Origin of the sequence: Streptomyces lincolnensis (assembly GCF_021173675.1) — a bacterium.
GTDB classification, from domain to species: domain Bacteria; phylum Actinomycetota; class Actinomycetes; order Streptomycetales; family Streptomycetaceae; genus Streptomyces; species Streptomyces lincolnensis_B.
Window position 1 is genome coordinate 493,671 of the sequence record NZ_JAIHON010000005.1, and the last position, 22,107, is coordinate 515,777.

A 22,107-nucleotide genomic window follows, 5' to 3' on the forward strand; every position below is an offset into this window, starting at 1 on the left:
GGTCCGTCACATCGTCCCCGGTGTCACCATTCCCGACTCGTACGCCACGATCACCAGCTGCGCCCGGTCCCGGGCCCCCAGTTTGCCCATGATGCGGCTGACGTGGGTCTTCGCGGTCAGCGGGCTCAGCCCGAGCGCCTGGGCCACCTCGGTGTTGTTCAGGCCGCGCGCGACCAGCGCGAGCACCTCGCGCTCCCGCTCCGACAGGCACTCCGGGCCGCCGACGGCCACCGGTGCGGCGGACGGGGCCTGCAGGAACCGCGCGATCAGGCGGGCCGTCGGTCCCGGTGACAGCAGCGCCTCCCCGGCGGCCACCGTGCGGATCGCGTCGAGGAGTTCGGCCGGACGGGTGTCCTTGACGAGGAATCCGGAGGCGCCGGCGCGCAGCGCGTCGACGATGTTCTCGTCGGTGTCGTAGGTGGTCAGGACGAGGACGCGGACATCGGCGAGGTCCTCGTCGGCGGCGATCAGCCCGGTGGCCTCGATGCCGTCCAGGTCGGGCATGCGGATGTCCATCACCACCAGGTCGGCGCGGGTGGCGCGGGCCAGCTCCACGGCCTCCCGCCCAGTGGCCGCCTGTCCGACCACCTCCATGTCCCGTGCCGACTCGACCAGCATCGCGAACGCCTCCCGTACGAGGGTCTGGTCGTCGGCGAGCAGTACGCGGATGGTCATCCGGTCCCTTCCCCCACTGCGGCGGCGGTCAGCGGCAGCACCGCGGTCACCTCGAAGCCGCCCCCGTCCCGCGGCCCGGCGTCGAGTGTGCCACCCACGCTGCGGGCCCGCTCCCGCATGCCGACGAGCCCGAACCCGGAGCTGCCGCCGCCGGCAAGGCCCGTGCCGTCGTCGGTCACCGACACCTTCAGGCCGCCCCGCTCCTCGTACAGCTCGACGCGTACGGCGGGTTCGGGCCCCGCGTGCCGCACCGCGTTGGTCAGCGCCTCCTGCACGATGCGGTAGGCGGCGGCGCCGACGGCGGGCGGGGCCTCGGCCACCCGTACGTCCTGCTCGACGCGGGCGCCCGCGAGCCGGGCCGTCTCGACCAGGTCCGGCAGCCCGTCGAGCCCGGGCAGCGGGCCGCGGATGTCCACGGGGCCGTGCTCCCGCAGCACCTCCAGCGTCGTACGGAGTTCACCGCGGGCCGTGCGGCAGGTCTCGGCGATGTCGTCGAGGGCCTTGCCGACCGTCTGCCGGTCCAGGCGTTCGGGATCGGCGGCCAGGACGTGGGCGGCGACGGAGGTCTGGACGCCGATGAGGGTGATGCTGTGCGCGAGCAGGTCGTGCAGGTCCCGGGCGATCCGCAGCCGCTCCTCGGCGACCCGGCGGCGGGCCTCCTCCTCGCGGGTGCGCTCGGCGCGCTCGGCGCGTTCCAGGGCGGCGGCGATGTGCAGACGGTGGAACCGCACGGCCGTGCCGAACAGCAGGGTCGCGATGATCCAGCCGGAGATCCGCAGGAACTCCAGCGCCCCGTCCGGGTTGGTGAACGCGTTGACGACCAGCGTCGGCCCGAGCACGAACACGGCCGTGCCCAGCGTGCGCGGTCCGGTGCCGGTCACGGCGACCGTGTAGAGCACCAGCAGGGTCACGGGGATCGGCGCGGCGTGGTTGTTGTCGAGCATGTGGTACGGCGCGACGCAGGCCACGACCGCGACGAGCACCGCCAGCGGACGGGCCCGCCGCCACACCAGCGGGATGTGCGCGACCAGCAGCAGCGTCCAGCCGAGCGCGTCGGGCCTCGGCCCGTCCTTGCCGGTCAGGCCGATCGCCGTGGCGAGGAGGGCCAGCGCCACGGCGGTCAGCGCGTCGTTGCGGGTGCCGTGCGGGGCGGTGCGCGGGTCGCGGTTGATCAACGCCATGATCCGCTCGCCCCAGTGGGGCCGGGGTGTGGTGGGTGCCTGCACGAGGCTCATCCTCCGCCAGGAGGGCGCCCCTCCGGGAGGGAGGGGCGCCGGTCGGTCAGTGGGTGGAGGCGGCCACGGGCTCCGGTTCCTTCGGCGGACCCGCCGCCTCCGGCTCTCGGGAGAGCCGACCCGGCCACCACACCTTGCGCCGCAGCGCGACACTCGCGCTGGTCACCAGGTAGGTGCGGACGAGGAAGGTGTCCAGCAGCACACCCACCGCGATCACGAAGCCCAGCTCGACCAGCGGCACCAGCGGCATGTTGATGAGCACCGCGAAGGTGGCGGCGAGGACGAGCCCGGCGGAGGCGATCACCCCGCCCGTCGTGCGCAGCGCGGTCAGCGCGGCGGTGGCGGGCTCGGTGCCCTTCAGGGACTCCTCGCGCATCCGGTGCATCAGGAAGATGCCGTAGTCGACGCCGAGGGCGACCAGGAACACGAAGGACAGCAGGCCGAGCCCCGGATCCGTGCCCTCGAAGCCGAACAGCGGCCCGAAGACGAGTCCGCCGATGCCGAGGGCCGCGCCCCACACGGCGACCACGGCGGCCCCCAGGATCAGCGGCGCGACCAGCGAGCGCAGCAGGGCGACCAGGATCAGCAGGACGGACAGGAGGACGAGCGGGACGACGACCAGCCGGTCCCGGGCGTTGGTGTCCTTCAGGTCGAGCTGCTCGGCGCTGGGTCCGCCGACGTAGGAGCCGTCGAGCCGGTCGCGCAGGGCCTTGATGGTGGCGGTCTCGCCGGCCGACTGGGGCGCGGCGGTGGCGGTGACGGACAGCTCGGTCCAGCCGTCCCCGCTGCGGCCGCGCTCCACGCTCTCCACGCCCCGGGTGTCCCGGGCCTCGGCCAGGGCGCTGTCGGCCCGGTCGGTGGGCGTGATGACGGCGATGGGCTGGGTGCCCTGCTCGGGATACGCCTTGCCCAGCGTCTGCATGGCGGCGACCGCCTCCGGCTTGCTGGTGAAGGAGTCCTCCTGCTTGAGGCTGCCGGGCAGGTTGAAGGCGCCGAGGGCGAGCGCGCCGAGCAGGACGGCACCGCCCACGAGCACGGTGATGGGCCGCCGCCCGGCCGAGGTGCCCATCGCGGCGAACAGCGACCGGCGGACCTTGGGCGTGCTGCCGTAGCGCGGTACGAGCGGCCAGAAGACCCGGCGGCCCAGCAGGACGAGGAGCGCGGGCAGCAGCGTCAGCATCGCGAACAGGGCGACCAGGATGCCGACCGTGCCGAGCGGTCCCATGCTCCGGCTGGAGTTGAGGTCCGCGGCGAGCAGGCACAGGAGCCCGGCGGCGACCGTCCCGGAGGAGGCGAGCACGGCCGGCCCGCAGCCCTTGAGCGCGGCGACCATCGCGTCGTACGGCCGTTCGATGCGCCGTAGCTCCTCGCGGTAGCGGGAGACCAGCAGCAGCGCGTAGTCGGTGCCGGCGCCGAACACGAGGATCGTCATGATGCCGGAGCTCTGGCCGGAGACGGCGGTCCCGAAGCCCTGGTTGAGCCCGTAGGCGACGGCCCGCGCGAGAAACTCCGAGAGGCCCGCGACGACGAGCGGCACCAGCCACAGCAGCGGGCTGCGGTAGATGACGATCAGCAGCAGGGCGACCACCGCGGCCGTGGTGAAGAGCAGTGGCCCGTCGAGCGAGTCGTAGACCTCGTCGGCGTCCGTGGCCAGCGCCCCCTCGCCGCCGACGTCGACGCTCAGTCCGCCGCCGCCCTCGGCGATCTCCCGCACGTCGTTGACCAGCACGCCCCTGGCGTCCTCGTCGGTGCCCGGCTCGCTGCTGGCGACCGGGTACATCAGGGTCGTGCCGTCCTTCGACGGCACTCCTCGCGGTTCGGCGGTGAGCCGGTGCTCCCCCGCGATCCGCCCGATCTGCTCGGCGGCGGTCGCCCGGTCGGCCGCGGTCAGCCCGCCGTCCCGGTGGTAGACGACCACCATCTGGGTGGTCTCGCCGCCCGGCAGTCGCTCCTCGATCTTGGCGACCTGCGTGGAGTCGGCGCTCGCCGGCAGATAGTCGACGGCCCGGTCCCTCTGCACGTCCGTGAGTTTCGAGGCGAACGGCGAGGCGATCGCCAGGACGGCGATCCACAGCCCCAGCACGAGCCAGGGCACGGCCCGGCGTCGCCGTACAGATGTCGTTGCGGACCCCATCACGGGCCCCCCTCCGGTCGGGTGTCTGGCTGGATCTCCAGACTCCCGGCGCCGGGGAGGCGATTCGTCGGGCGGGAGGGCGAGTTGGGGGGTACTGCCCGGGGTGGCGCGGGGCGCCCACTACTCCCCGGGGAGTATCAGGAGGGCGTGCGGGCGGCGGCCAGCAGCCGGCTCACGTCGTCCGCGCAGATCGTGAGCGCGGCGCCGACGGTGGTCAGGGCGTCCCGCTCGGCCGGGGTGTACGGCCCGTCCGCGAGGGCGATCCGCGCGCCCTGCAGCAGGATCGATTCGCGGCCCGCCGGAGCGAGGTGCGGAGCCAGCGGGTCCAGCGCCTCGTGCAGCTCTATGGCCAGCCCGGCTCCGCAGGCGCGGCCGTAGACCCGGCCGGTGTCCGCGGCCAGCGCCTCGACCAGGGCGCCGAGCTGTTCCTCCGTGCAGTCGTCGAACCCGGCCGCCCGGACCGCGCTCGCGGCGGTCTCCAGGGACGTCCGGGCACAGGTCCCGCCGGCGGCGAGCACCGCGAGGGCGACGGTGTGCACGGCGTCGCGGAGCATCGCGGAGAAACGGGTCGTGGTGGGGTGGTCCAGGACGTCGGTGCCGTAGTGGCGGCGACAGGCGGCGCACTCCACGACGGGCCCGGTCTCACCGCGCGGCAGCACGGGCATCCCGAGCAGGGTGAAACGGCGACGCCCCGTCAACCGCTGGAAGTTGCGGTCACCCCCGCACCCGGGACAGAAGAACTCGCCGTCCCCGACGGTCGTCCACGCGGTACGGGTGCCCAGGAGGCGCACAGGCCTGGCGGCACGGCCGTTTCGTCCCCGTCCTGGCAGCACGTCAGCACCTCCGTAACCTCGCGGCAACATCGCCGCGCTTGCGTGATGTTAGCCACATCGAGGATGCCGAGTCATTACCCCGTACGAGACCTTTCCGTGACCTGCACAGACGGTTGGCCGGAAACAGACGGGCCCCCGCCCACCGCGATACGGCGGACGGGGCCTTGTAACGCCGGGCGCCGGCAGTGCCGGCAAGGGGCGCGGGGCTGTGACATCAGCGGCTCCGCCGCGGGGCGCGACAAGCCACGATGGCGCCGCACTCGCACGACGACCGATCGAGGCAATCTCTACCGCGCCCCCTCGACAGAGCGACCCGCCCGGTTGACGGCGGAGACGACCGCCTTCAGCGAAGCCCGAGTCGTGTTCGCATCGATCCCGATACCCCACAGCACCTTGTCGTCGATCGCACACTCGATGTAGGACGCGGCCTGCGCAGACGCCCCCTCGCTCATCGTGTGCTCCTGATAGTCCAGCAGCCGAGCATCCACACCGACGGACTGCAGCGCGTCGAAGAAGGCCGAGATCGGACCATTGCCCGACCCCGTCAGCACCGTGTCGACGCCGTCCACCGTCGCCTCGACCCTCAGCGTGTCCACCCCGTCCGTGTCGGTCGTCGACTGACCGTTGCGGACCTGGATACGCCCCCACGGGTTCTCGGGGTTCGGCAGGTACTCGTCCTGGAATACGGCCCAGATGGCCGACCCGGTGACCTCGCCGCCCTCCGCGTCCGTCTTCGCCTGGATGATCTTCGAGAACTCGATCTGCATCCGGCGGGGCAGTTCCAGCTTGTGGTCGTTCTTCAGGACGTACGCGATCCCGCCCTTGCCGGACTGCGAGTTGACGCGGATGACGGCCTCGTACGAACGACCGACGTCCTTGGGGTCGATGGGCAGATACGGCACCGCCCACTCGATGTCGTCCACGGTGACCCCGCGAGCCGCCGCGTCGGCCTCCATCGCGTCGAAGCCCTTCTTGATGGCGTCCTGGTGGGAGCCGGAGAAGGACGTGTAGACCAGGTCGCCCACGTACGGGTGGCGCGGGTGGACCTCCATCTGGTTGCAGTACTCCCACACCCGGCGGATCTCGTCGATGTCGGAGAAGTCGATCTGCGGGTCGACGCCCTGGGAGAACAGGTTCATGCCCAGGGTGACCAGGTCGACGTTGCCGGTGCGCTCGCCCTGTCCGAACAGGCAGCCCTCGACGCGGTCGGCGCCGGCCATCAGCGCCAGTTCGGCGGCGGCGACGGCGGTGCCGCGGTCGTTGTGCGGGTGGACGGAGATGACGACGTGCTCGCGGCGGGAGATGTTGCGGCTCATCCACTCGAAGCGGTCCGCGTGCGTGGACGGCGTCGAACGCTCCACCGTGGCGGGCAGGTTGAGGATGATCTCGCGGCCCGGGCCGGGCTGGTAGACGTCCATCACCGCCTCGCAGACCTCCAGGGCGAAGTCCAGCTCGGTGTCGGTGAAGATCTCGGGGCTGTACTGGTATCCGAACTCGGTCTCCGGGCCCAGCAGCTTCTCCGCGTACTCCATGACCAGCCGCGTGCCGTCGACGGCGATCTGCTTGATGTCGTCCTTGGAGCCGCGGAAGACCACGCGGCGGAAGACGGGCGCGGTGGCGTTGTACAGGTGCACGGTCGCGCGCTTGGCGCCCTTCAGGGACTCCACCGTGCGCTCGATCAGGTCCTCGCGGGCCTGGGTCAGTACGGAGATGGTGACGTCGTCCGGGATCGCGCCCGGCTCCTCGATGATCGACCGCACGAAGTCGAAGTCCGTCTGTCCCGACGCGGGGAAGCCGACCTCGATCTCCTTGTAGCCCATCTTGACCAGCTGGTCGAACATCCGGCGCTTGCGCTCGGGCGACATCGGGTCGATCAGGGCCTGGTTGCCGTCACGCAGGTCGGTGGAGAGCCAGCGGGGGGCGACGGTGATCCGGTTGTTCGGCCAGGTGCGGTCCGGGATGTCGACCTGGTCGTACCGGCCGTACTTGTGGATCGGCATGGTGCTGGGCTGCTGGCGGTTCGCCATGATGCGGGGGCTCCTCAGGATGTCCGGAAGGACGGCCGACGACGCAACGCCAAGCTCCGCGGGGAGGGAGTCGACCTGGACTACAGGCCCTCGCCGCGGCAGCTAAGAAGAAGCAGCCCGAAACGCATGATGCGAAGCATGCTAGCCGAGCCCTTCCGGATCCGCGGCTCCGTATCAATATGCGGGACTGCAACCCCCTAGGGGCGCGGGGCTGTGTCGATATGCGGCTCCGCCGCGTGGGCGCGACCAGCCACCCACAACCCGCAGCCAGTAGCACAGAGCAACCAACCACGGTGCCATGTATCCGCACATTTCACCAATCATGGTTGCTGCTAGTGACACCGGACTAACGCAGTGCAATGGTGCCGGGCATGACGACAAACGGGGGCTTCCAGCCCGTCTTCTGCACGGTCGTACCACCCCACGTCCTCGACAAGCTCGCCCGCAACGAGGACCCCGCACTCTCCGGCCCCGCCCAGCGCACCCTGCTCCGCGACAGCGAGCTGCGCAGCAAACGCCGCGTGACCACCGAGTTCCACCTCGCCGCAGCGCCGCAGGCCAAGGCACCGTCGGACCAGCCGCTGCGGACGATCTACGACGCGGAGCACAAGACCGACCTGCCCGGCACCGTCGTACGCCGGGAGGGTTCGGAACCCGGCCAGGACGCCACGGTCAACCGCGCCTACGCCGGGCTCGGCGCCACCTTCGACCTCTTCCTCAAGGCCTACGGCCGCCACTCCATCGACGGCGACGGCCTGCCCCTGGACGCCACCGTCCACTACGACGAGAACTACGGCAACGCCTTCTGGAACGGCGAGCAGATGGTGTTCGGCGACGGCGACGGCGAGATCTTCCTCGACTTCACCATCCCGATCGACGTCATCGGCCACGAGCTGGCCCACGGCGTCACGCAGTACACCGCGAACCTCACCTACTTCGGCCAGCCGGGCGCCCTGAACGAGTCGATGTCCGACGTCTTCGGCTCGCTCATCAAGCAGTACACACTCGGCCAGACCGCCGCCGAGGCCGACTGGCTGATCGGCGCCGGCCTGCTCGCCCCCAGCGTCTCCGGCAAGGCCCTGCGCTCCATGAAGGAGCCCGGCAGCGCCTACGACGACGACGTCCTTGGCAAGGACCCGCAGCCCGCGACCATGGACGACTACGTCCGCACCGGCCGCGACAACGGCGGCGTCCACATCAACTCCGGCATCCCCAACCACGCCTTCTACCTGGCCGCCACCGCCCTCGGCGGCCACGCCTGGGAGAAGGCGGGCCAGATCTGGTACGACGCCCTGGCCGGCGGCGAACTGGGCGAGCGGGCCTTCTTCGCCGACTTCGCCAAGCTGACCGTCAAGGCCGCGCGCGAGCGCTTCGGCGACGGCGGCGAGGAGCTCCAGGCCGTGGAGAAGGCCTGGGAGCAGGTGGGGGTGCGGATTCTCTGAGTCCGTACTAGACACGGACCCATGCGTATTCAGGTGAGGCGCACGGGCGGATTCGCGGGCATCGAGCGGCACGCCGAGGTGGACACCTCGGGGCGGCCCGATGCCCACGAGTGGCACGCCCTGGCCGAGAAGGCGGTGGCCGCCGGCCGGGGCACGCCCCCGATCGGGGTTCCGGACGGCTTCAGCTACCAGATCACGGTGGACGGGAAGACGGTCTACGCGGCGGATCCACGGCTGACGGAGGAGCAGCGCAAGCTGATCTCGCGCGTGCTGAAGGAAGGCGCGTGAAGATGCTCGGGGCAGACCCGTGAAGATACTCGGGGCAAGCGCGTAACTCGTTCTTCACGCCTGCCCGTTGACTTCCGTTACCGCTGGTACGGATGATCCGGCCCATGGCGACTGATCCGATACCGCAGTTCCCGGCCGGCTTCCTGTGGGGCGTCTCGACGTCCGCCCACCAGATCGAGGGGGCGGTGGACGAGCGGGAACCGTCCGTCTGGGACGCCTTCACGGCCGAACCGGGCCGGGTGAAGGACGGCTCGACGGCCGCGGTGGCCTGCGACCACTACCACCGCTACCCCGAGGACGTGGCCCTCCTGGCCGACCTGGGCGTGGACGCGTACCGCTTCTCGGTCTCCTGGCCGCGGGTGCTGTCGAAGGGCGGTCTCGACTTCTACGACCGTCTGGTCGACGAGCTGGGCGCGGCGGGCGTACGACCGGTGCCGACGCTCTTCCACTGGGACCTGCCGTCGGAGTTCCAAGAGGCGGGCGGCTGGCTGACGCGCGACACGGCCTCCCGTTTCACCGAGTACGTCTCCGTCGTCGCCGACCGCCTCGGCGACCGCGTGCAGAAGTGGATCACCATCAACGAGCCCGCCGAGCACACCCTGTTCGGGCACGCGCTCGGCGCCCACGCGCCCGGCAAGCAGCTGATGTTCGACGCGCTGCCGGCCGCCCACCACCAGCTCCTGGCCCACGGCCTGGGCGTCCAGGCCCTGCGCGCGGCGGGCGCCACCGACATCGGCATCGCCAACTCCCACGGCCCGACCTGGTCGGCGTCGCGGGAGCAGGCCGACGTGGAGGCGGCCGACTTCTACGACCTGCTGCTGAATCGCCTGTTCGCCGACCCGCTCCTGCTCGGCGAATACCCCTCAGGACTCGGCGAGATGATGCCCGGAGACGTCTCGGCCGACCTCAAGGTCATCTCCGAGCCGCTCGACTTCTACGGCGTCAACTACTACGCCCCGACCCGCGTGGGAGCCCCGCAGGGCGCGGACATCGAGTTCGGCGGCCTCACCATCCCCGCCGAACTTCCCTTCTCCGTCCGGGAGATCGAGGACGTCCCGGTGACGGACTTCGGCTGGCCGGTGGTCCCGGAAGGCCTGACCGAACTGCTCACCACCTTCCACGAGCGCTACGGCGACCGCCTCCCGCCCGTCGTCATCACCGAGAACGGCTGCTCGTACGAGGGGCTGGACGACCAGGACCGGATCACCTACCTGGACGCCCACGTCCGCGCGCTGCACCGGGCGGTGGAGGCGGGCGTGGACGTACGCGGCTACTTCGTGTGGTCCCTCCTGGACAACTTCGAGTGGGCGGAGGGGTACGCGCGCCGCTTCGGCCTCGTGCACGTGGACTTCGAGGACGCCGCGACGCTCAAGCGCACCCCCAAGGCGTCGTACCGCTGGTACCAGGAGCTGCTGCGGGCCCAGAAGTGACCGCGGGCCCAGAAGTAACCGAGGACTGACCCGGGGATGGCATCGGCGCTCGCGGAGCCGGTCGAGCACGTCGGCCGGGGCTGGACCGCGTCCCTGTCGCTGGCCAACGTGGCGATCTGGGTGGGCTGGTACGGCCCGCTCCAGATCCTGCTGGCCCGCCAGGCGGAGGACTTCGCGCCCGGCACCGGCATGTCCAAGGAGACGCTGCTGGCGTGGGTGACGGGCGCGGGCGCGGTGGTGTCCCTGGCCGCGAACCCCTTCTTCGGCGCGCTGTCCGACCGCACCACGGCCCGCTGGGGCCGCCGCAGCCCCTGGATCGTGGCCGGTGCGGCGGGCGGCGCGCTGTCGCTGCTGCTGCTCGCCGGTGCGGACGGACTGTGGACCATGGCGGCCGCCTGGTGCCTGGTCCAGCTGACCCTGAACGCGGCCTTCGCGGCGGTGACGGCGGCCGTGCCGGACCGGGTGCCACGGCTCCAACGGGGCACGGTGGGCGGCTGGTTGGGCGCCGCGCAGATCCTCGGCGCGGTCGTCGGAACGGGCCTCGCTACGGCGGCCGGCGGGATCGCGGCGGGCTATGCGGCCTGCGCGGTGTTCACGCTGGCGGGCGTGCTGCCGTACGTCCTCCGGCACCGGGACCTGAGACTCGGGGCCACGGACCGGCCGCCGTGGTCCGCCCGTTCCTTCGTGCGCGGCTTCTGGCTGAGCCCGCGCCGCCACCCGGACTTCGCCTGGGCCTGGCTGACCCGGTTCCTGATCAACCTCAGCAACGCGCTGGTGATCCTCTACCTCCTGTACTACCTGCGGGACCGCCTCCACCACGACGACCCCGAACAGGGCGTCCTGATCCTCACCGCGGTCAACAGCGTCACCCTGCTGGCCACGGTCGTGGTCGGCGGTGCCTGGTCGGACCGCGTGGGCCGCCGCAAACCCTTCGTGATGTGGTCCGGCGTCCTGATGGCGGCGGCCACGGCCCTCCTCGCCGCCTGGCAGACCTGGCCGAGCGCGATCGTCGTAGCGGCGCTTCTGGGGCTGGGCCTCGGCGTGTTCATGTCCGTCGACTTCGCCCTCATGACCGACGTCCTCCCCAAGGCCCTCGACCGCGGCAAGGACCTCGGCGTCATCAACATCGCCAACTCCTTGCCGCAGGTGGCCGCCCCGGCCTTGGCGGCGCCGATCGTCACGCACCTAGGGGGATACCGGGTTCTGTACGGGGTGGCGGCGGTGGCGGGTTTGGCGGGGGCAGTCCTGGTCGGCCGTATAAAAGGCGTCGACTAGAACACGCCCCTTCTTTTAGGGGCGCGGGGCTGCATCGATATGCGGCTCCGCCGCGTGGGCGCGACCAGCCTCCACCGGCCTGCAGCCGACAACCGGCCCCTCACAGAGCCCCAGCATCCCTCGCGGCATAGGCAGACGGATACACCGCCCGATACCCCAACTCCCGCCGAATCCGCTCCGTGGACATGATCACCAGCCACGGATCAGGATCCACCCGCTCATACAACTCCCCCGGCACCTCAACCCCGTTCAGCTGATGCAACTCCACCGCCGTCACAGGCGCATCGTCGGCGATGTTGTACACCCGCCCACCAACCCCCCGCGCATACAGAATCCGCAACAACCCCTGCGCTACATCCGCGTGATGCCCCATATGCAACCGCTGCGTGTGAGCCCACTCCCCCGCCCACATCAACGACTGCGCCAGATGCGGATCCCCCTCGCCGTACACGAACGGCAGCCGCCCGACCCGCACATCCAACCCCTCCAGCCCCAGCAACTCCCGCTCGGCCGCCAGCTTGGACTCGGGGTACGCACCCCACATCGTCCCGCCGGGCCGGCTCTCGTCCTCCTCGGTCACCGGCCGCCCCCGCCCCGAGCCGTACACCAGCCCCGTACTGACCTGCACGAACCGCTCCACCCCCGAGGTCAGTGCCGCACGCCCCAGCTCCACGGCCGCGTCCCGGTTGACAGCCCAGGCCTCCTCGTCCGGCACGCCCCGGAAGGACGCGGCGACGTTCACGACCGCGTCCACCCCGGCCACCGCCTTGCCGAGCGCCTCGGTGTCCCGCAGATCTCCTACGACGACCTCGGCGCCCAGCGCGGCGAACGGCTCGCCCCGCTCGGCGTCCCGCACCAGCACCCGTACCCGCTCCCCGTGCCGGGCCTGCGCCAGCAGCCTCGGCACGAAGCGCCTGCCCACCTGACCTGTCGTACCGGTGACCAACGTCAGCATCCTGTGCTCCTCTCGTCGGAACCCAGCCTTCGCCGGAAGCGGGGGCGGCGGGAGAGACCTCCTGATCGGGGGACCGGCAGTCCCTGGATAAGCCGGGCGGCATGCAGCAGCCTGGAGAGGTGAACCGAGCCGAATTCGCCGACTTCCTGCGCCGCGGCCGCGGCCGCCTGGTCCCCTCCGACGTGGGCCTGGCACCGGGCAGCCGACGCCGTACGCCCGGCCTGCGCCGCGAGGAGGTGGCCCAGCTGGCGGGCATGTCGGTCGACTACTACACCCGCCTGGAGCAGTCCCGGGGCCCGCGCCCGTCCCGCCAGATGCTGACGGCGCTGGCCCGCGCGCTGCGCCTGAGCGACATCGAGCAGGACCATCTGTTCCACCTGGCCGGCGAGGAGCCGCCGCGGCGCGAGACGGCGTCCGCGCATGTCCGTCCCGGGCTGCTGCTGATCCTGGACCGGCTGCACGACACCCCGGCCCAGGTGGTGAACGACTGCGGCGAGGTGCTGGCCCAGAACATGATGGCCAAGGCGCTGGTCGGCGACGTGATGTCCCGCCCGCGGCGCGAGCGCAACCTGACCCGTCTGTTCTTCCTGGACCCGGCCGCGCGCACGCTCTTCCCGGAGGAGGACCTCGCGGGCCACGCGCGCGCCCACGTGGCCACCCTGCGCGCGGTGGCCGCGGCCCGCCCCGACGACCCGGAACCGGCCGCGCTGGTCGCCGAACTCCGGGCGTCCAGCGAGGAGTTCGCGCGGCTGTGGGACGAGCACGAGGTGTCCCAGCGCAAGCGGGCGACGAAGCGCTTCGCGCACCCGCTGGTCGGCCTGCTGGAGCTGGAGTGCGAGGTCATGGTCAGCCACGAGTACCACCACCTCCTGGTCGTCCACTCGGCCCGTCCGGGCACCGAGGCCTACGAACGCCTCCAACTGCTGCGGGTGCTGGGTCTGCAGGACATGTCGTCCAGCGCGTCCTGACGGCCGTCCTCCCCCGCTCGGGGGAGCCGGTCCCCACCCGCGGGGGATCTCCCGGTGCCGTGCGTCCGGCTGTACTGAAGCGGCCGACGACCGGACGACACGGGAGGGACCGCGATGCGTACGAGGAGCAGGCGTCTGCTGACACCGGTGGCCGTGGCGGGGGTGCTGGCCCTGACAGCCGCGGCGGCGCCCGCGGCCGACGGCACCCGCCACCAGGACACGCGGAACACACAGGACACGCGGGACATCCTCGCCGCCCTCAAGGCCCTGCCCGGTCTCCGGGTGATCGAGGAACGGCCGGCGCAGGACCCGGGGTACCGGTTCTTCGTCCTGGGCCTGCGCCAGCCGGTCGACCACACCGACCCCTCGGCCGGCACCTTCGAGCAGCGGCTGACCCTGCTCCACAAAGCGACGGACCGTCCCACCGTGCTCTTCACGACGGGCTACGAGGTGCCGCTGTCACCGCGGCGGGCCGAGCCGACGGAGGTGCTGGACGGCAACCAGATCGGGGTCGAGCACCGGTTCTTCGGTACGTCACGCCCGGCGACGGTGGACTGGTCCCGGCTGACCGTGCGCCAGGCCGCCGACGACCACCATCGGGTCGTACGGCTGTTCAAGAGGCTGTATCGGGGCGCCTGGATCTCGACGGGCGGCAGCAAGGGCGGGACGACCTCGGTCCACCACCGGCGTTTCCACCCGGACGACGTGGACGGCACGGTGGCGTACGGGGCGCCCAACCACGTCGACGACCGCGACGACTCCGCCTACCTGCGGTTCTTCGAGACGGTGGGCACACCCGTCTGCCGTGCGGCGCTGCGGACGGCGCAGCGGGAACTGCTGCTGCGGCGGGAGGAGTTGGTCGCCCGGTACACGGCCTGGGCGGAGTCGTCGGGCGCCACGTTCCGTCTCATCGGCGGCGCGGACAAGGCGTTCGAGACGGCGGTGCTGCGGGTGCCGCTGATGTTCTGGCAGTACCGCGGGGTGGCCGACTGCGCCACGGTGCCGGGCCCGGACGCCACATCGGAGGAGCTCTGCACCTGGCTGGCGACCACGGCGGTCCTGTCGGTGTACACGGACGCGTCCCTGGAGGCGACGGTCCCGTACTTCTACCAAGCGGGCACCCAGCTGGGGTACTTGGCCGTCCCCACGGCCCACCTGGCGGGCCTCCTCCGCCACCCCGACGCCATCGCCCCGCGCAACTTCGTCCCCCGCCACATCCCGCTGCGCTTCGACCACCGCGCCATGCCCGACATCGACCGCTGGGTCCGCGAGCACGGCGACCGCCTGCTGTTCCTCCACGGCACCGACGACCCCTCGGTCGCCGACCGCTTCCACCCGGGCGGCCACGACTCCCGTGCCTACTGGGCCCCGAACACCAACCACCGCGTCAGGCTCACGTCGTTCTCCCCCGAGGACCGCGCCGCCATCACGACCACGATCCTCCGCTGGGCCTCACCCGACTAGAACCCCAGCTTCCGCAACTGCCGCGGATCCCGCTGCCAGTCCTTCGCCACCTTGACGTGGAGGTCCAGGAAGACGGGTGTGCCGAGCAGCGCCTCGATCTGCTTGCGGCTCTTGATGCCGACCTCCTTCAGGCGCTTGCCCTTGGGGCCGATGATGATGCCCTTCTGGCTGGGGCGCTCGATGTAGACGAAGGCGTGGATGTCGAGGAGGGGCTTGTCGGCGGGGCGGTCCTCGCGGGGGAGCATCTCCTCGACGACGACGGCGATGGAGTGCGGGAGCTCGTCGCGGACGCCTTCCAGGGCGGCCTCGCGGATGAGCTCGGCGATCATGACCTGCTCGGGCTCGTCGGTGAGGTCACCCTCGGGGTAGAGCGCGGGGCCCTCGGGCAGCAGCGGGACGATGAGGTCGGCCAGCAGGCTCACCTGCTGGTCGCCGACCGCCGAGACGGGCACGATCTCCGCCCACTCGAAGCCGAGCTCCTTGCCGAGCTGGTCGATCGCGATGAGCTGCTCGGCGAGGGTCTTGCTGTCGACCAGGTCGGTCTTGGTGACGATCGCGATCTTCGGCGTCTTCTTGATGGACGCCAGTTCCTTCGCGATGAAGCGGTCACCGGGGCCGAGCTTCTCGTTCGCGGGCAGGCAGAAGCCGATCACGTCGACCTCGGCCCAGGTCGTACGGACGATGTCGTTGAGCCGCTCGCCCAGGAGCGTGCGCGGCTTGTGCAGCCCCGGGGTGTCGACCAGGATCAGCTGGGCGTCGGGCCGGTGCACGATCCCGCGCACCGTGTGCCGCGTCGTCTGCGGCTGGTTGGCGGTGATCGCCACCTTCTGCCCGACCAGAGCGTTCGTGAGGGTGGACTTGCCCGCGTTGGGGCGGCCCACGAAACAGGCGAAGCCCGCGCGGTGGGCGGTCTCCGACGATTCCGACGGCTCGGATGACTGGCTGCGAACGCTCATGGCGCCCATTCTCCCTGATCCACAAGCCCCTGCCGTACAGGAGACCGATCACTCCCCTGCACGTGAGCTTTCGGAAACCCTCACGCAATGAAACACCCAGGAAACACACCCGTAGACGTCCGGAAACGCACGACGGTGACCCTCTGACGAGCCCCCACCCCGTTGGAGACCTCCATGCCCCTCGCCGCCTCACAAGCCGCCGCACACGCCGCAGAGATCGACACCGGCGACACCGCCTGGCTGCTCGCCGCGACCGCCCTCGTCCTGCTGATGACCCCGGGCCTGGCCCTGTTCTACGGCGGCATGGTCCGCACGAAGAGCGTCCTCAACATGCTGATGATGAGCTTCGTGTCGATCGCCCTGGTCACCGTGGTCTGGCTGGCCGCCGGCTACTCACTCGCCTTCGGGGAGGACATCGGCGGCGGGCTCATCGGCGGCCTCGACCACGCCGGAATGGCCGGCCTCGGCCCGGACAGCGTCCAGGGCACGGTCCCCACCCTCCTCTTCGCCACCTTCCAGCTCACCTTCGCGATCATCACGGCGGCCCTGGTGAGCGGCGCGATCGCGGACCGCGCGAAGTTCGGCGCCTGGCTGGTCTTCGTACCGGTATGGGCGCTGCTCGTATACGTTCCCGTGGCCCACTGGGTCTGGGGCCCGGGCGGCTGGATCCTCGACAGGCTCGGCGCCCTCGACTTCGCGGGCGGTCTCCCCGTCGAGATCACCTCGGGCGCCTCCGGCCTCGCCCTCGCGCTCGTCCTCGGCCCGCGCCTGGGCTTCAAGAAGGACGCCATGCGCCCCCACAACCTCCCGATGGTCATGCTGGGCGCGGGCCTGCTCTGGTTCGGCTGGTTCGGCTTCAACGCCGGCTCCGCCCTCGGCGCCAACGGCCTCGCCGCCGCCGCGTTCCTCAACACCCTCGCCGCCGGCTGCACCGGCCTGCTCGGCTGGCTCTTCGTCGAGCAGAGGCGCGACGGCCACCCGACCACCCTGGGAGCCGCCTCCGGCGCGGTCGCCGGCCTGGTCGCGATCACCCCGTCCTGCGGCTCGGTCTCCCTCCTCGGCGCGCTCGTCGTCGGCCTCGCCGCCGGTGTCGTCTGCTCGTACGCCGTGGGCTGGAAGTTCAGGCTGAACTACGACGACTCGCTCGACGTCGTCGGCGTCCACCTGGTCGGCGGAGTGATCGGCACACTCCTCATCGGCGTCTTCGCCGTCGAGTCGATGACCGGCGGTACCGAGGGTCTCCTGTACGGCGGCGGCCTCGCCCAGCTCGGCAAGCAGCTGGTGGCCGTGGTCGCCGTGGGCGCGTACGCCTTCACGGTGACGTACGGCATCGGCAAGCTGATCGACAGGACGCTGGGCTTCCGCGCGGACGAGGAGCAGGAGCACACCGGACTGGACCTTACGGTGCACGCCGAGAGCGCATACGATCACGGCGTCCTGGGCCACGGCGCCCCGGTCGGCGCAGTCCCATCGGCCCTCCCCTCCTCCCCCACACAGAAGGTCAGCAGCCAGGCATGAAGCTCATCACCGCGATCGTCAAGCCCTACCGCCTCGACGAGGTCAAGACCGCCCTCCAGGAGCTCGGCGTGCACGGCCTGACCGTGACCGAGGCCAGCGGCTACGGCCGGCAGCGCGGCCACACCGAGGTGTACCGCGGCGCCGAGTACCAGGTCGACCTGGTGCCCAAGGTCCGCATCGAGGTCGTCGTCGACGACGCCGACTCCGACGCCGCCATCGACGCGATCGTCAAGGCCGCGCAGACCGGCAAGATCGGCGACGGCAAGGTGTGGGCGCTGCCGGTGGAGACGGTCGTACGGGTACGGACGGGCGAGCGCGGCCCCGACGCGCTCTGATCGGCCGGGGCCGCGCTCACACGCGGTTCAGTCGCACACGGTCCCTCAGTCGAAGACGAACGGCCCCGGCGACTGCGGCCCGGTCGCCGTGCAGGTGACGGTGATCCCGAGCACGACGATCTGGAGCGATCCGCCGAACGCCTCCAGGCTGTCGCCGGAGGCCACCGTGCCGTTCAGCGGGCCGACCGTGACCGCGTCACCCGCCGCGAGGGCCGGGTTCTCGGTGCCGGTGAAGGCGGTGGTGCCGCCGGCGGCGTTCACCAGGGTGAGGGTGGAGCTGATCGAGTCCTCGGCCAGCGCGACCGGCGCGGTGATCGAGGACGTGACGGTGACGGTCGCCGCGGTGCCGTCCTGGGTGGCGGTGAGCGTGGCCGCCCCGCTGCCGAACGCGCCGCAGTCGGCGGTGATCGTCGCGGTCTCCGGGGTGACGGCCACGGCGGTGGGGGCGAGGGCGAGTCCGGCGACCGCGAGGGCCCCGGCCGCCAGTGCCGCACCTGTTGCTGTTCTCTTGCCTCTCATGGAATCCGGTTCCCTTCCCGTGGTGGGGATGACCATGTGGGGATGGACGGGAGAGGTACGACCGACGGGACCGCCGCTCCGTGAGCGCGGTGCGGGGCGCTTCACGGTGCTGGAATCTGACGGTCCGTCGGAACTACCGGTTCCATTGATGCGCAGGGGACGACGCCTGGCAAGGGCCGTGTTTCGGCCACGGCGGCTTTCCGACGCCGTCCAGGCACCCTCAGCGGCCCAGGCACTCCCAGCCCGTCCGGCGTTTGAGGACGAGGCCCCTTCAGGGCCGAAGCGGGGGTCTGGGGGCGGCAGCCCCCAGGGGACCTCAGCCCGCGGGAACGGTCAGCCGAACAGCCCCGTCCGGCGCAGCCAACAGCACCGGCGTCCCGGCCCCACCGAGATCCCGCACCGCCGCCAGGTCCTCGGCCGAGACGGACTCCGCCTCGGTCACCACCGCGGCCGCCTCCAGAGCCGTCGCCCCCGAGGCCACCGCCATCGCCACGGCCGTACGCAACGCGCTCAACCGCAACGACTCCAGAGCCACCGTCCCGGCGACATACGTCCGCCCCGTCTCGTCGCGTACGGCCGCCCCCTCGGGCACACCATTACGGGCCCGGGCCGAACGGGCCAGGGTCACGATCTTGCGGTCCTCGGGGCCAAGCGCGCTGCTGTCGGTCATGCCCCGAGCATACGGAGCCGTGCCGAGCGCGTGCCGCTCAGGGGCGGTCGAGCCGGAGCCGTTCCGCGCGCGGCAGACCGGCGACGACCAGGTCGTAGGAGTCCTCGACCAGCTCCCGCACCAGCCGGTCGGGGAGCCCCCCGTCAACCGTCACCGTGTTCCAGTGCCGCTTGTTCATGTGGTAGCCGGGGATGATCAGTTCCGGGTGCTCCTCCCGGAGCCGGACCGCGTCCTCCGGGTCGCACTTGAGGTTGACCGTCAGGGGCCGGGCGTCGAGCCGGCTGAGGGCGAACACCTTGCCCAGGACCTTGAAGACGGAGACCTCGGGGGCGAACGGGAAGTCCTCCACGGCCTCGTTGAAGGACAGGCAGAAGGCGCGCAGTTCCTCGGCGGTCACTCCGGCTTCCTCTCCTCGCCCTCGGCGGGTCCGGCCGGCCCCACCGGCTCCACGAGCACCGTCACGATCTTGTTCCGGCGGCCGGCGGCGGCCTCGGCGGTGAGCCGGAGCTCGCGGCCGTCGGGCAGCTCGACCATCGCGGAGGCACCGGCGATCGGGACCCGGCCCAGGGCCTTGGCCAGCAGCCCGCCGACGGTCTCGACGTCCTCGTCGTCGTACTCCTCCAGGCCGTACAGCTCGCCGAGGTCGGTGATGTCGAGGCGGGCGGTGACGCGGAAGCGGTCGTCGCCGAGGTTCTCCACGGGCGGGAGTTCGCGGTCGTACTCGTCGGTGATCTCGCCGACGATCTCCTCCAGGATGTCCTCGATCGTCACGATGCCCGCCGTACCGCCGTACTCGTCGATGACGACGGCGACGTGATTGCGGTCCCGCTGCATCTCGCGCAGCAGGTCGCCGGCGTTCTTGGTGTCGGGCACGAAGGCGGCGGGCCGCATGGCCGTGGACACCAGCTCGCTCTCCGCGTCCCGGCTGATGTGCGTCTTGCGGGCCAGGTCCTTCAGGTACACGATCCCGACGATGTCGTCCTCGCTCTCCCCGCTGACCGGGATGCGGGAGAAACCGGAGCGCAGGGCGAGGGTCAGGGCCTGGCGGATCGTCTTGTAGCGCTCGATGACGACGAGGTCGGTCCGCGGGACCATCACCTCGCGCACGAGCGTGTCGCCCAGTTCGAAGACCGAGTGCACCATCCGGCGCTCCTCGTCCTCGATGAGCGACTCCTTCTCGGCGAGGTCGACCAGCGCGCGCAGCTCCGCCTCGGAGGCGAAGGGGCCGCGGCGGAAGCCCTTGCCGGGGGTGAGCGCGTTGCCGATGAGGATCAGCAGGGACGGGATCGGGCCCATGATCCGCGCCAGCGGCAGCAGGACGTACGCCGCCGCCGTGGCCGTGTTCAGCGGGTGCTGGCGGCCGATGGTGCGCGGGGAGACGCCGACGGCGACGTAGGACACCAGGACCATGACGCCGATGGCGACCAGGAGGGCCTCGGTGGTGCCGTCGAACTCCCGCAGACAGGCGTAGGTGATCAGGGCCGCGGCCGCCATCTCGCAGGCGACGCGGACCAGCAGCGCCACGTTCAGATAGCGGGTCGGGTCGGCGGCGACCTGCGCGAGCTTCGCGCTGCCGCGTCGGCCCGTCCGTACGGCCTCCTCGGCACGGAAGCTGGAGACGCGCGCGAGGCCCGCCTCCGCGCAGGCGGCCAGCCACGCGACGACGACCAGGGCGATCGCGCCGGAGACGAGGGTGGGGCTCATGACACGGTCGGGGCGGGCGACGGGCCGGTCAGGCCCTTCTCGGCCCGCCACCCGTCCACGATGGCCGCCTGGAGACCGAACATCTCGGCCTTCTCGTCGGGCTCCTCGTGGTCGTAGCCGAGCAGGTGCAGCACACCATGGACGGCGAGCAGCTGGAGCTCCTCGTCCATGGAGTGCTGCGTGGGCGCTTCCTCACCCTGCTTCTTGGCGACCTCGGGGCACAGCACGATGTCGCCGAGGAGCCCCTGCGGGGGCTCCTCGTCGTCCTTGCTGGGCGGCCTGAGCTCGTCCATCGGGAAGGACATGACGTCCGTCGGCCCCGGCAGGTCCATCCACTGGATGTGCAGCTGCTCCATGGCGTCGGCGTCCACGACGATCACCGAGAGCTCGGAGAGCGGGTGGATGCGCATCCGCGCGAGGGCGTAGCGGGCGATGTCGAGGATCGCCTGCTCGTCGACCTCGGTTCCGGACTCGTTGTTGACGTCGATCGACATGGTGGCGCTGGGTCTACTTCCGCTTGTTACGGCCGCCCTTGTGGGTGCCGTTCTCCGTACCGTTCTCGCTGTCGTACTTCTCGTACGCGTCGACGATACGGCCGACGAGCTTGTGCCGTACGACGTCCTGGGACGACAGGCGGGAGAAGTGCACGTCGTCGAGGCCCTCCAGGATGTCCTGGACCTGCCTAAGACCCGACTTGGTGCCGTTCGGCAGGTCGACCTGCGTCACGTCACCCGTGATCACGATCTTCGAGTCGAAGCCGAGGCGGGTGAGGAACATCTTCATCTGCTCGGGGCTCGTGTTCTGGGCCTCGTCCAGGATGATGAAGGCGTCATTCAAGGTACGTCCGCGCATGTACGCCAGGGGCGCGACCTCGATGGTCCCGGCGGCCATGAGCCTCGGGATCGAGTCCGGGTCCAGCATGTCGTGCAGCGCGTCGTACAGGGGGCGCAGGTACGGGTCGATCTTCTCGTAGAGGGTGCCGGGGAGGAAGCCGAGCCGCTCCCCCGCCTCGACCGCGGGCCGGGTCAGGATGATGCGGTTGACCTGCTTGGACTGCAGGGCCTGGACCGCCTTGGCCATCGCCAGGTACGTCTTGCCGGTACCGGCGGGGCCGATGCCGAAGACGATCGTGTGCTTGTCGATCGCGTCGACGTACCGCTTCTGGTTGAGGGTCTTGGGGCGGATCGTGCGGCCCCGCGAGGAGAGGATGTTCTGGGTGAGGACCTCGGCCGGGGTCTCCGGACCGTCGCCCTCGCCGTTCTCCGTGGCTCTGAGCATCGCGATCGAGCGTTCCACTGCGTCCTCCGTCATCGGCTGTCCGGTGCGGAGCACCAGCATCATCTCGTCGAACAGGCGCTGGACGAGGGCGACTTCGGCCGCGTCGCCGACGGCGCTGATCTCGTTGCCCCGGACGTGGATGTCGGCCGCCGGGAAGGCCTTCTCGATCACGCGCAACAGGGAGTCGCCGGACCCCAGCACCGTCACCATGGGGTGCTGGGCGGGGACGGTGAACTGTGCTCTCGCCTGCCCCTGTGCGGGTGTGTGAGCTGTGGGTGTCTGAGTCATGGGCCGGCGCTTAAGGCCTGCGGTTCCTCCTCATCACGGCCGCGTAGCTGAGAGCGGCCTCGCGATACCAAGGGTACGACGCGGCGGTGACAACGCCGTAGGGCTTTTCGGGG

General features: G+C 71.1%; 21 protein-coding genes. 8 read left to right on the plus strand and 13 right to left on the minus strand.

Annotated features, from left to right (window positions below; translation table 11 throughout):
• Positions 1 to 6 precede the first annotated feature (6 nt).
• From K4B79_RS16505 to leuA, 5 genes are all read right to left on the minus strand, one after another.
• On the minus strand, positions 7 to 675 hold the full coding sequence (locus tag K4B79_RS16505; protein ID WP_232027341.1) for a response regulator: 669 nt from the start codon (positions 673 to 675) through the stop codon (positions 7 to 9).
• On the minus strand, positions 672 to 1,910 hold the full coding sequence (locus tag K4B79_RS16510; RefSeq protein WP_232027342.1) for a sensor histidine kinase: 1,239 nt from the start codon (positions 1,908 to 1,910) through the stop codon (positions 672 to 674). Before K4B79_RS16510 ends, K4B79_RS16505 begins: the two co-directional genes overlap by 4 nt.
• 46 nt (positions 1,911 to 1,956) lie before the next feature.
• Positions 1,957 to 4,044, minus strand: coding sequence for an MMPL family transporter (locus K4B79_RS16515; protein ID WP_232027343.1), 2,088 nt, complete (start codon positions 4,042 to 4,044; stop codon positions 1,957 to 1,959).
• 137 nt (positions 4,045 to 4,181) lie between these two features.
• Entirely contained in the window at positions 4,182 to 4,877 is a 696-nt protein-coding gene (locus tag K4B79_RS16520) for a TerB family tellurite resistance protein (protein WP_232027344.1), read from the minus strand.
• A 287-nt stretch (positions 4,878 to 5,164) separates the two neighbouring features.
• Positions 5,165 to 6,904 carry a 2-isopropylmalate synthase gene (gene leuA, locus K4B79_RS16525; RefSeq protein WP_232027345.1) on the minus strand — a complete coding sequence of 580 codons (1,740 nt, stop codon included), beginning with the start codon at positions 6,902 to 6,904 and terminating at the stop codon, positions 5,165 to 5,167.
• Positions 6,905 to 7,275: 371 nt separating this feature from the next.
• On the opposite strand from leuA, the gene K4B79_RS16530 reads away from it, so the two are divergent.
• The 4 genes from K4B79_RS16530 (at position 7,276) to K4B79_RS16545 (ending at position 11,339) form a co-directional block, all read left to right on the plus strand.
• On the plus strand, positions 7,276 to 8,346 hold the full coding sequence (locus K4B79_RS16530; RefSeq protein ID WP_232027346.1) for a M4 family metallopeptidase: 1,071 nt from the start codon (positions 7,276 to 7,278) through the stop codon (positions 8,344 to 8,346).
• Between the two features lie 21 nt (positions 8,347 to 8,367).
• The gene (locus K4B79_RS16535) at positions 8,368 to 8,634 is read left to right on the plus strand and encodes a protealysin inhibitor emfourin (protein WP_232027347.1); all 267 of its coding nucleotides are present in this window, start codon (positions 8,368 to 8,370) and stop codon (positions 8,632 to 8,634) included.
• A 104-nt stretch (positions 8,635 to 8,738) separates the two neighbouring features.
• Complete coding sequence (locus K4B79_RS16540) at positions 8,739 to 10,064, plus strand: GH1 family beta-glucosidase (protein WP_232027348.1); 1,326 nt, start codon at positions 8,739 to 8,741, stop codon at positions 10,062 to 10,064.
• 36 nt (positions 10,065 to 10,100) lie between these two features.
• Positions 10,101 to 11,339: an MFS transporter gene (locus K4B79_RS16545; protein WP_232027349.1), complete on the plus strand. Its 1,239-nt coding sequence runs from the start codon at positions 10,101 to 10,103 to the stop codon at positions 11,337 to 11,339.
• 100 nt (positions 11,340 to 11,439) lie between these two features.
• Here K4B79_RS16545 and K4B79_RS16550 read toward each other — a convergent pair whose 3' ends face one another.
• Positions 11,440 to 12,294 (minus strand): NAD-dependent epimerase/dehydratase family protein, encoded by an 855-nt coding sequence (locus K4B79_RS16550; RefSeq protein ID WP_232027350.1) that lies wholly within the window; start codon positions 12,292 to 12,294, stop codon positions 11,440 to 11,442.
• 119 nt (positions 12,295 to 12,413) lie between these two features.
• Between K4B79_RS16550 and K4B79_RS16555 the strand changes: the two genes are divergently transcribed.
• The gene (locus K4B79_RS16555; RefSeq protein WP_232027351.1) at positions 12,414 to 13,262 is read left to right on the plus strand and encodes a helix-turn-helix transcriptional regulator; all 849 of its coding nucleotides are present in this window, start codon (positions 12,414 to 12,416) and stop codon (positions 13,260 to 13,262) included.
• Positions 13,263 to 13,376: 114 nt separating this feature from the next.
• Positions 13,377 to 14,726, plus strand: coding sequence for a S28 family serine protease (locus K4B79_RS16560; RefSeq protein ID WP_232027352.1), 1,350 nt, complete (start codon positions 13,377 to 13,379; stop codon positions 14,724 to 14,726).
• Here the strand turns inward: K4B79_RS16560 and era are convergent.
• Positions 14,723 to 15,691: a GTPase Era gene (era, locus tag K4B79_RS16565; protein WP_232027353.1), complete on the minus strand. Its 969-nt coding sequence runs from the start codon at positions 15,689 to 15,691 to the stop codon at positions 14,723 to 14,725. The genes K4B79_RS16560 and era overlap by 4 nt on opposite strands.
• A 165-nt stretch (positions 15,692 to 15,856) precedes the next feature.
• Here era and K4B79_RS16570 point away from each other — a divergent pair, with 165 nt between their 5' ends.
• Entirely contained in the window at positions 15,857 to 17,200 is a 1,344-nt protein-coding gene (locus K4B79_RS16570) for an ammonium transporter (protein WP_232027354.1), read from the plus strand.
• The gene (locus K4B79_RS16575; protein ID WP_232027355.1) at positions 17,197 to 17,535 is read left to right on the plus strand and encodes a P-II family nitrogen regulator; all 339 of its coding nucleotides are present in this window, start codon (positions 17,197 to 17,199) and stop codon (positions 17,533 to 17,535) included. The genes K4B79_RS16570 and K4B79_RS16575 overlap by 4 nt, the downstream gene beginning before the upstream one ends.
• A gap of 45 nt (positions 17,536 to 17,580) precedes the next feature.
• On the opposite strand, the gene K4B79_RS16580 is transcribed toward K4B79_RS16575, so the two are convergent.
• From K4B79_RS16580 to K4B79_RS16605, 6 genes are all read right to left on the minus strand, one after another.
• Positions 17,581 to 18,054, minus strand: a complete 474-nt coding sequence (locus K4B79_RS16580; RefSeq protein WP_232027356.1) for a hypothetical protein — start codon at positions 18,052 to 18,054, stop codon at positions 17,581 to 17,583.
• Between the two features lie 316 nt (positions 18,055 to 18,370).
• Positions 18,371 to 18,724 (minus strand): cytidine deaminase, encoded by a 354-nt coding sequence (locus K4B79_RS16585; protein ID WP_232027357.1) that lies wholly within the window; start codon positions 18,722 to 18,724, stop codon positions 18,371 to 18,373.
• Between the two features lie 37 nt (positions 18,725 to 18,761).
• Entirely contained in the window at positions 18,762 to 19,121 is a 360-nt protein-coding gene (locus tag K4B79_RS16590; protein ID WP_232027358.1) for an MmcQ/YjbR family DNA-binding protein, read from the minus strand.
• Positions 19,118 to 20,428 carry a hemolysin family protein gene (locus K4B79_RS16595; protein WP_232027359.1) on the minus strand — a complete coding sequence of 437 codons (1,311 nt, stop codon included), beginning with the start codon at positions 20,426 to 20,428 and terminating at the stop codon, positions 19,118 to 19,120. Before K4B79_RS16595 ends, K4B79_RS16590 begins: the two co-directional genes overlap by 4 nt.
• Entirely contained in the window at positions 20,425 to 20,922 is a 498-nt protein-coding gene (gene ybeY / locus K4B79_RS16600; protein ID WP_232027360.1) for an rRNA maturation RNase YbeY, read from the minus strand. Before ybeY ends, K4B79_RS16595 begins: the two co-directional genes overlap by 4 nt.
• A gap of 13 nt (positions 20,923 to 20,935) precedes the next feature.
• Positions 20,936 to 21,994 (minus strand): PhoH family protein, encoded by a 1,059-nt coding sequence (locus K4B79_RS16605; protein ID WP_232027361.1) that lies wholly within the window; start codon positions 21,992 to 21,994, stop codon positions 20,936 to 20,938.
• Between the last annotated feature and the right edge of the window lie 113 nt (positions 21,995 to 22,107).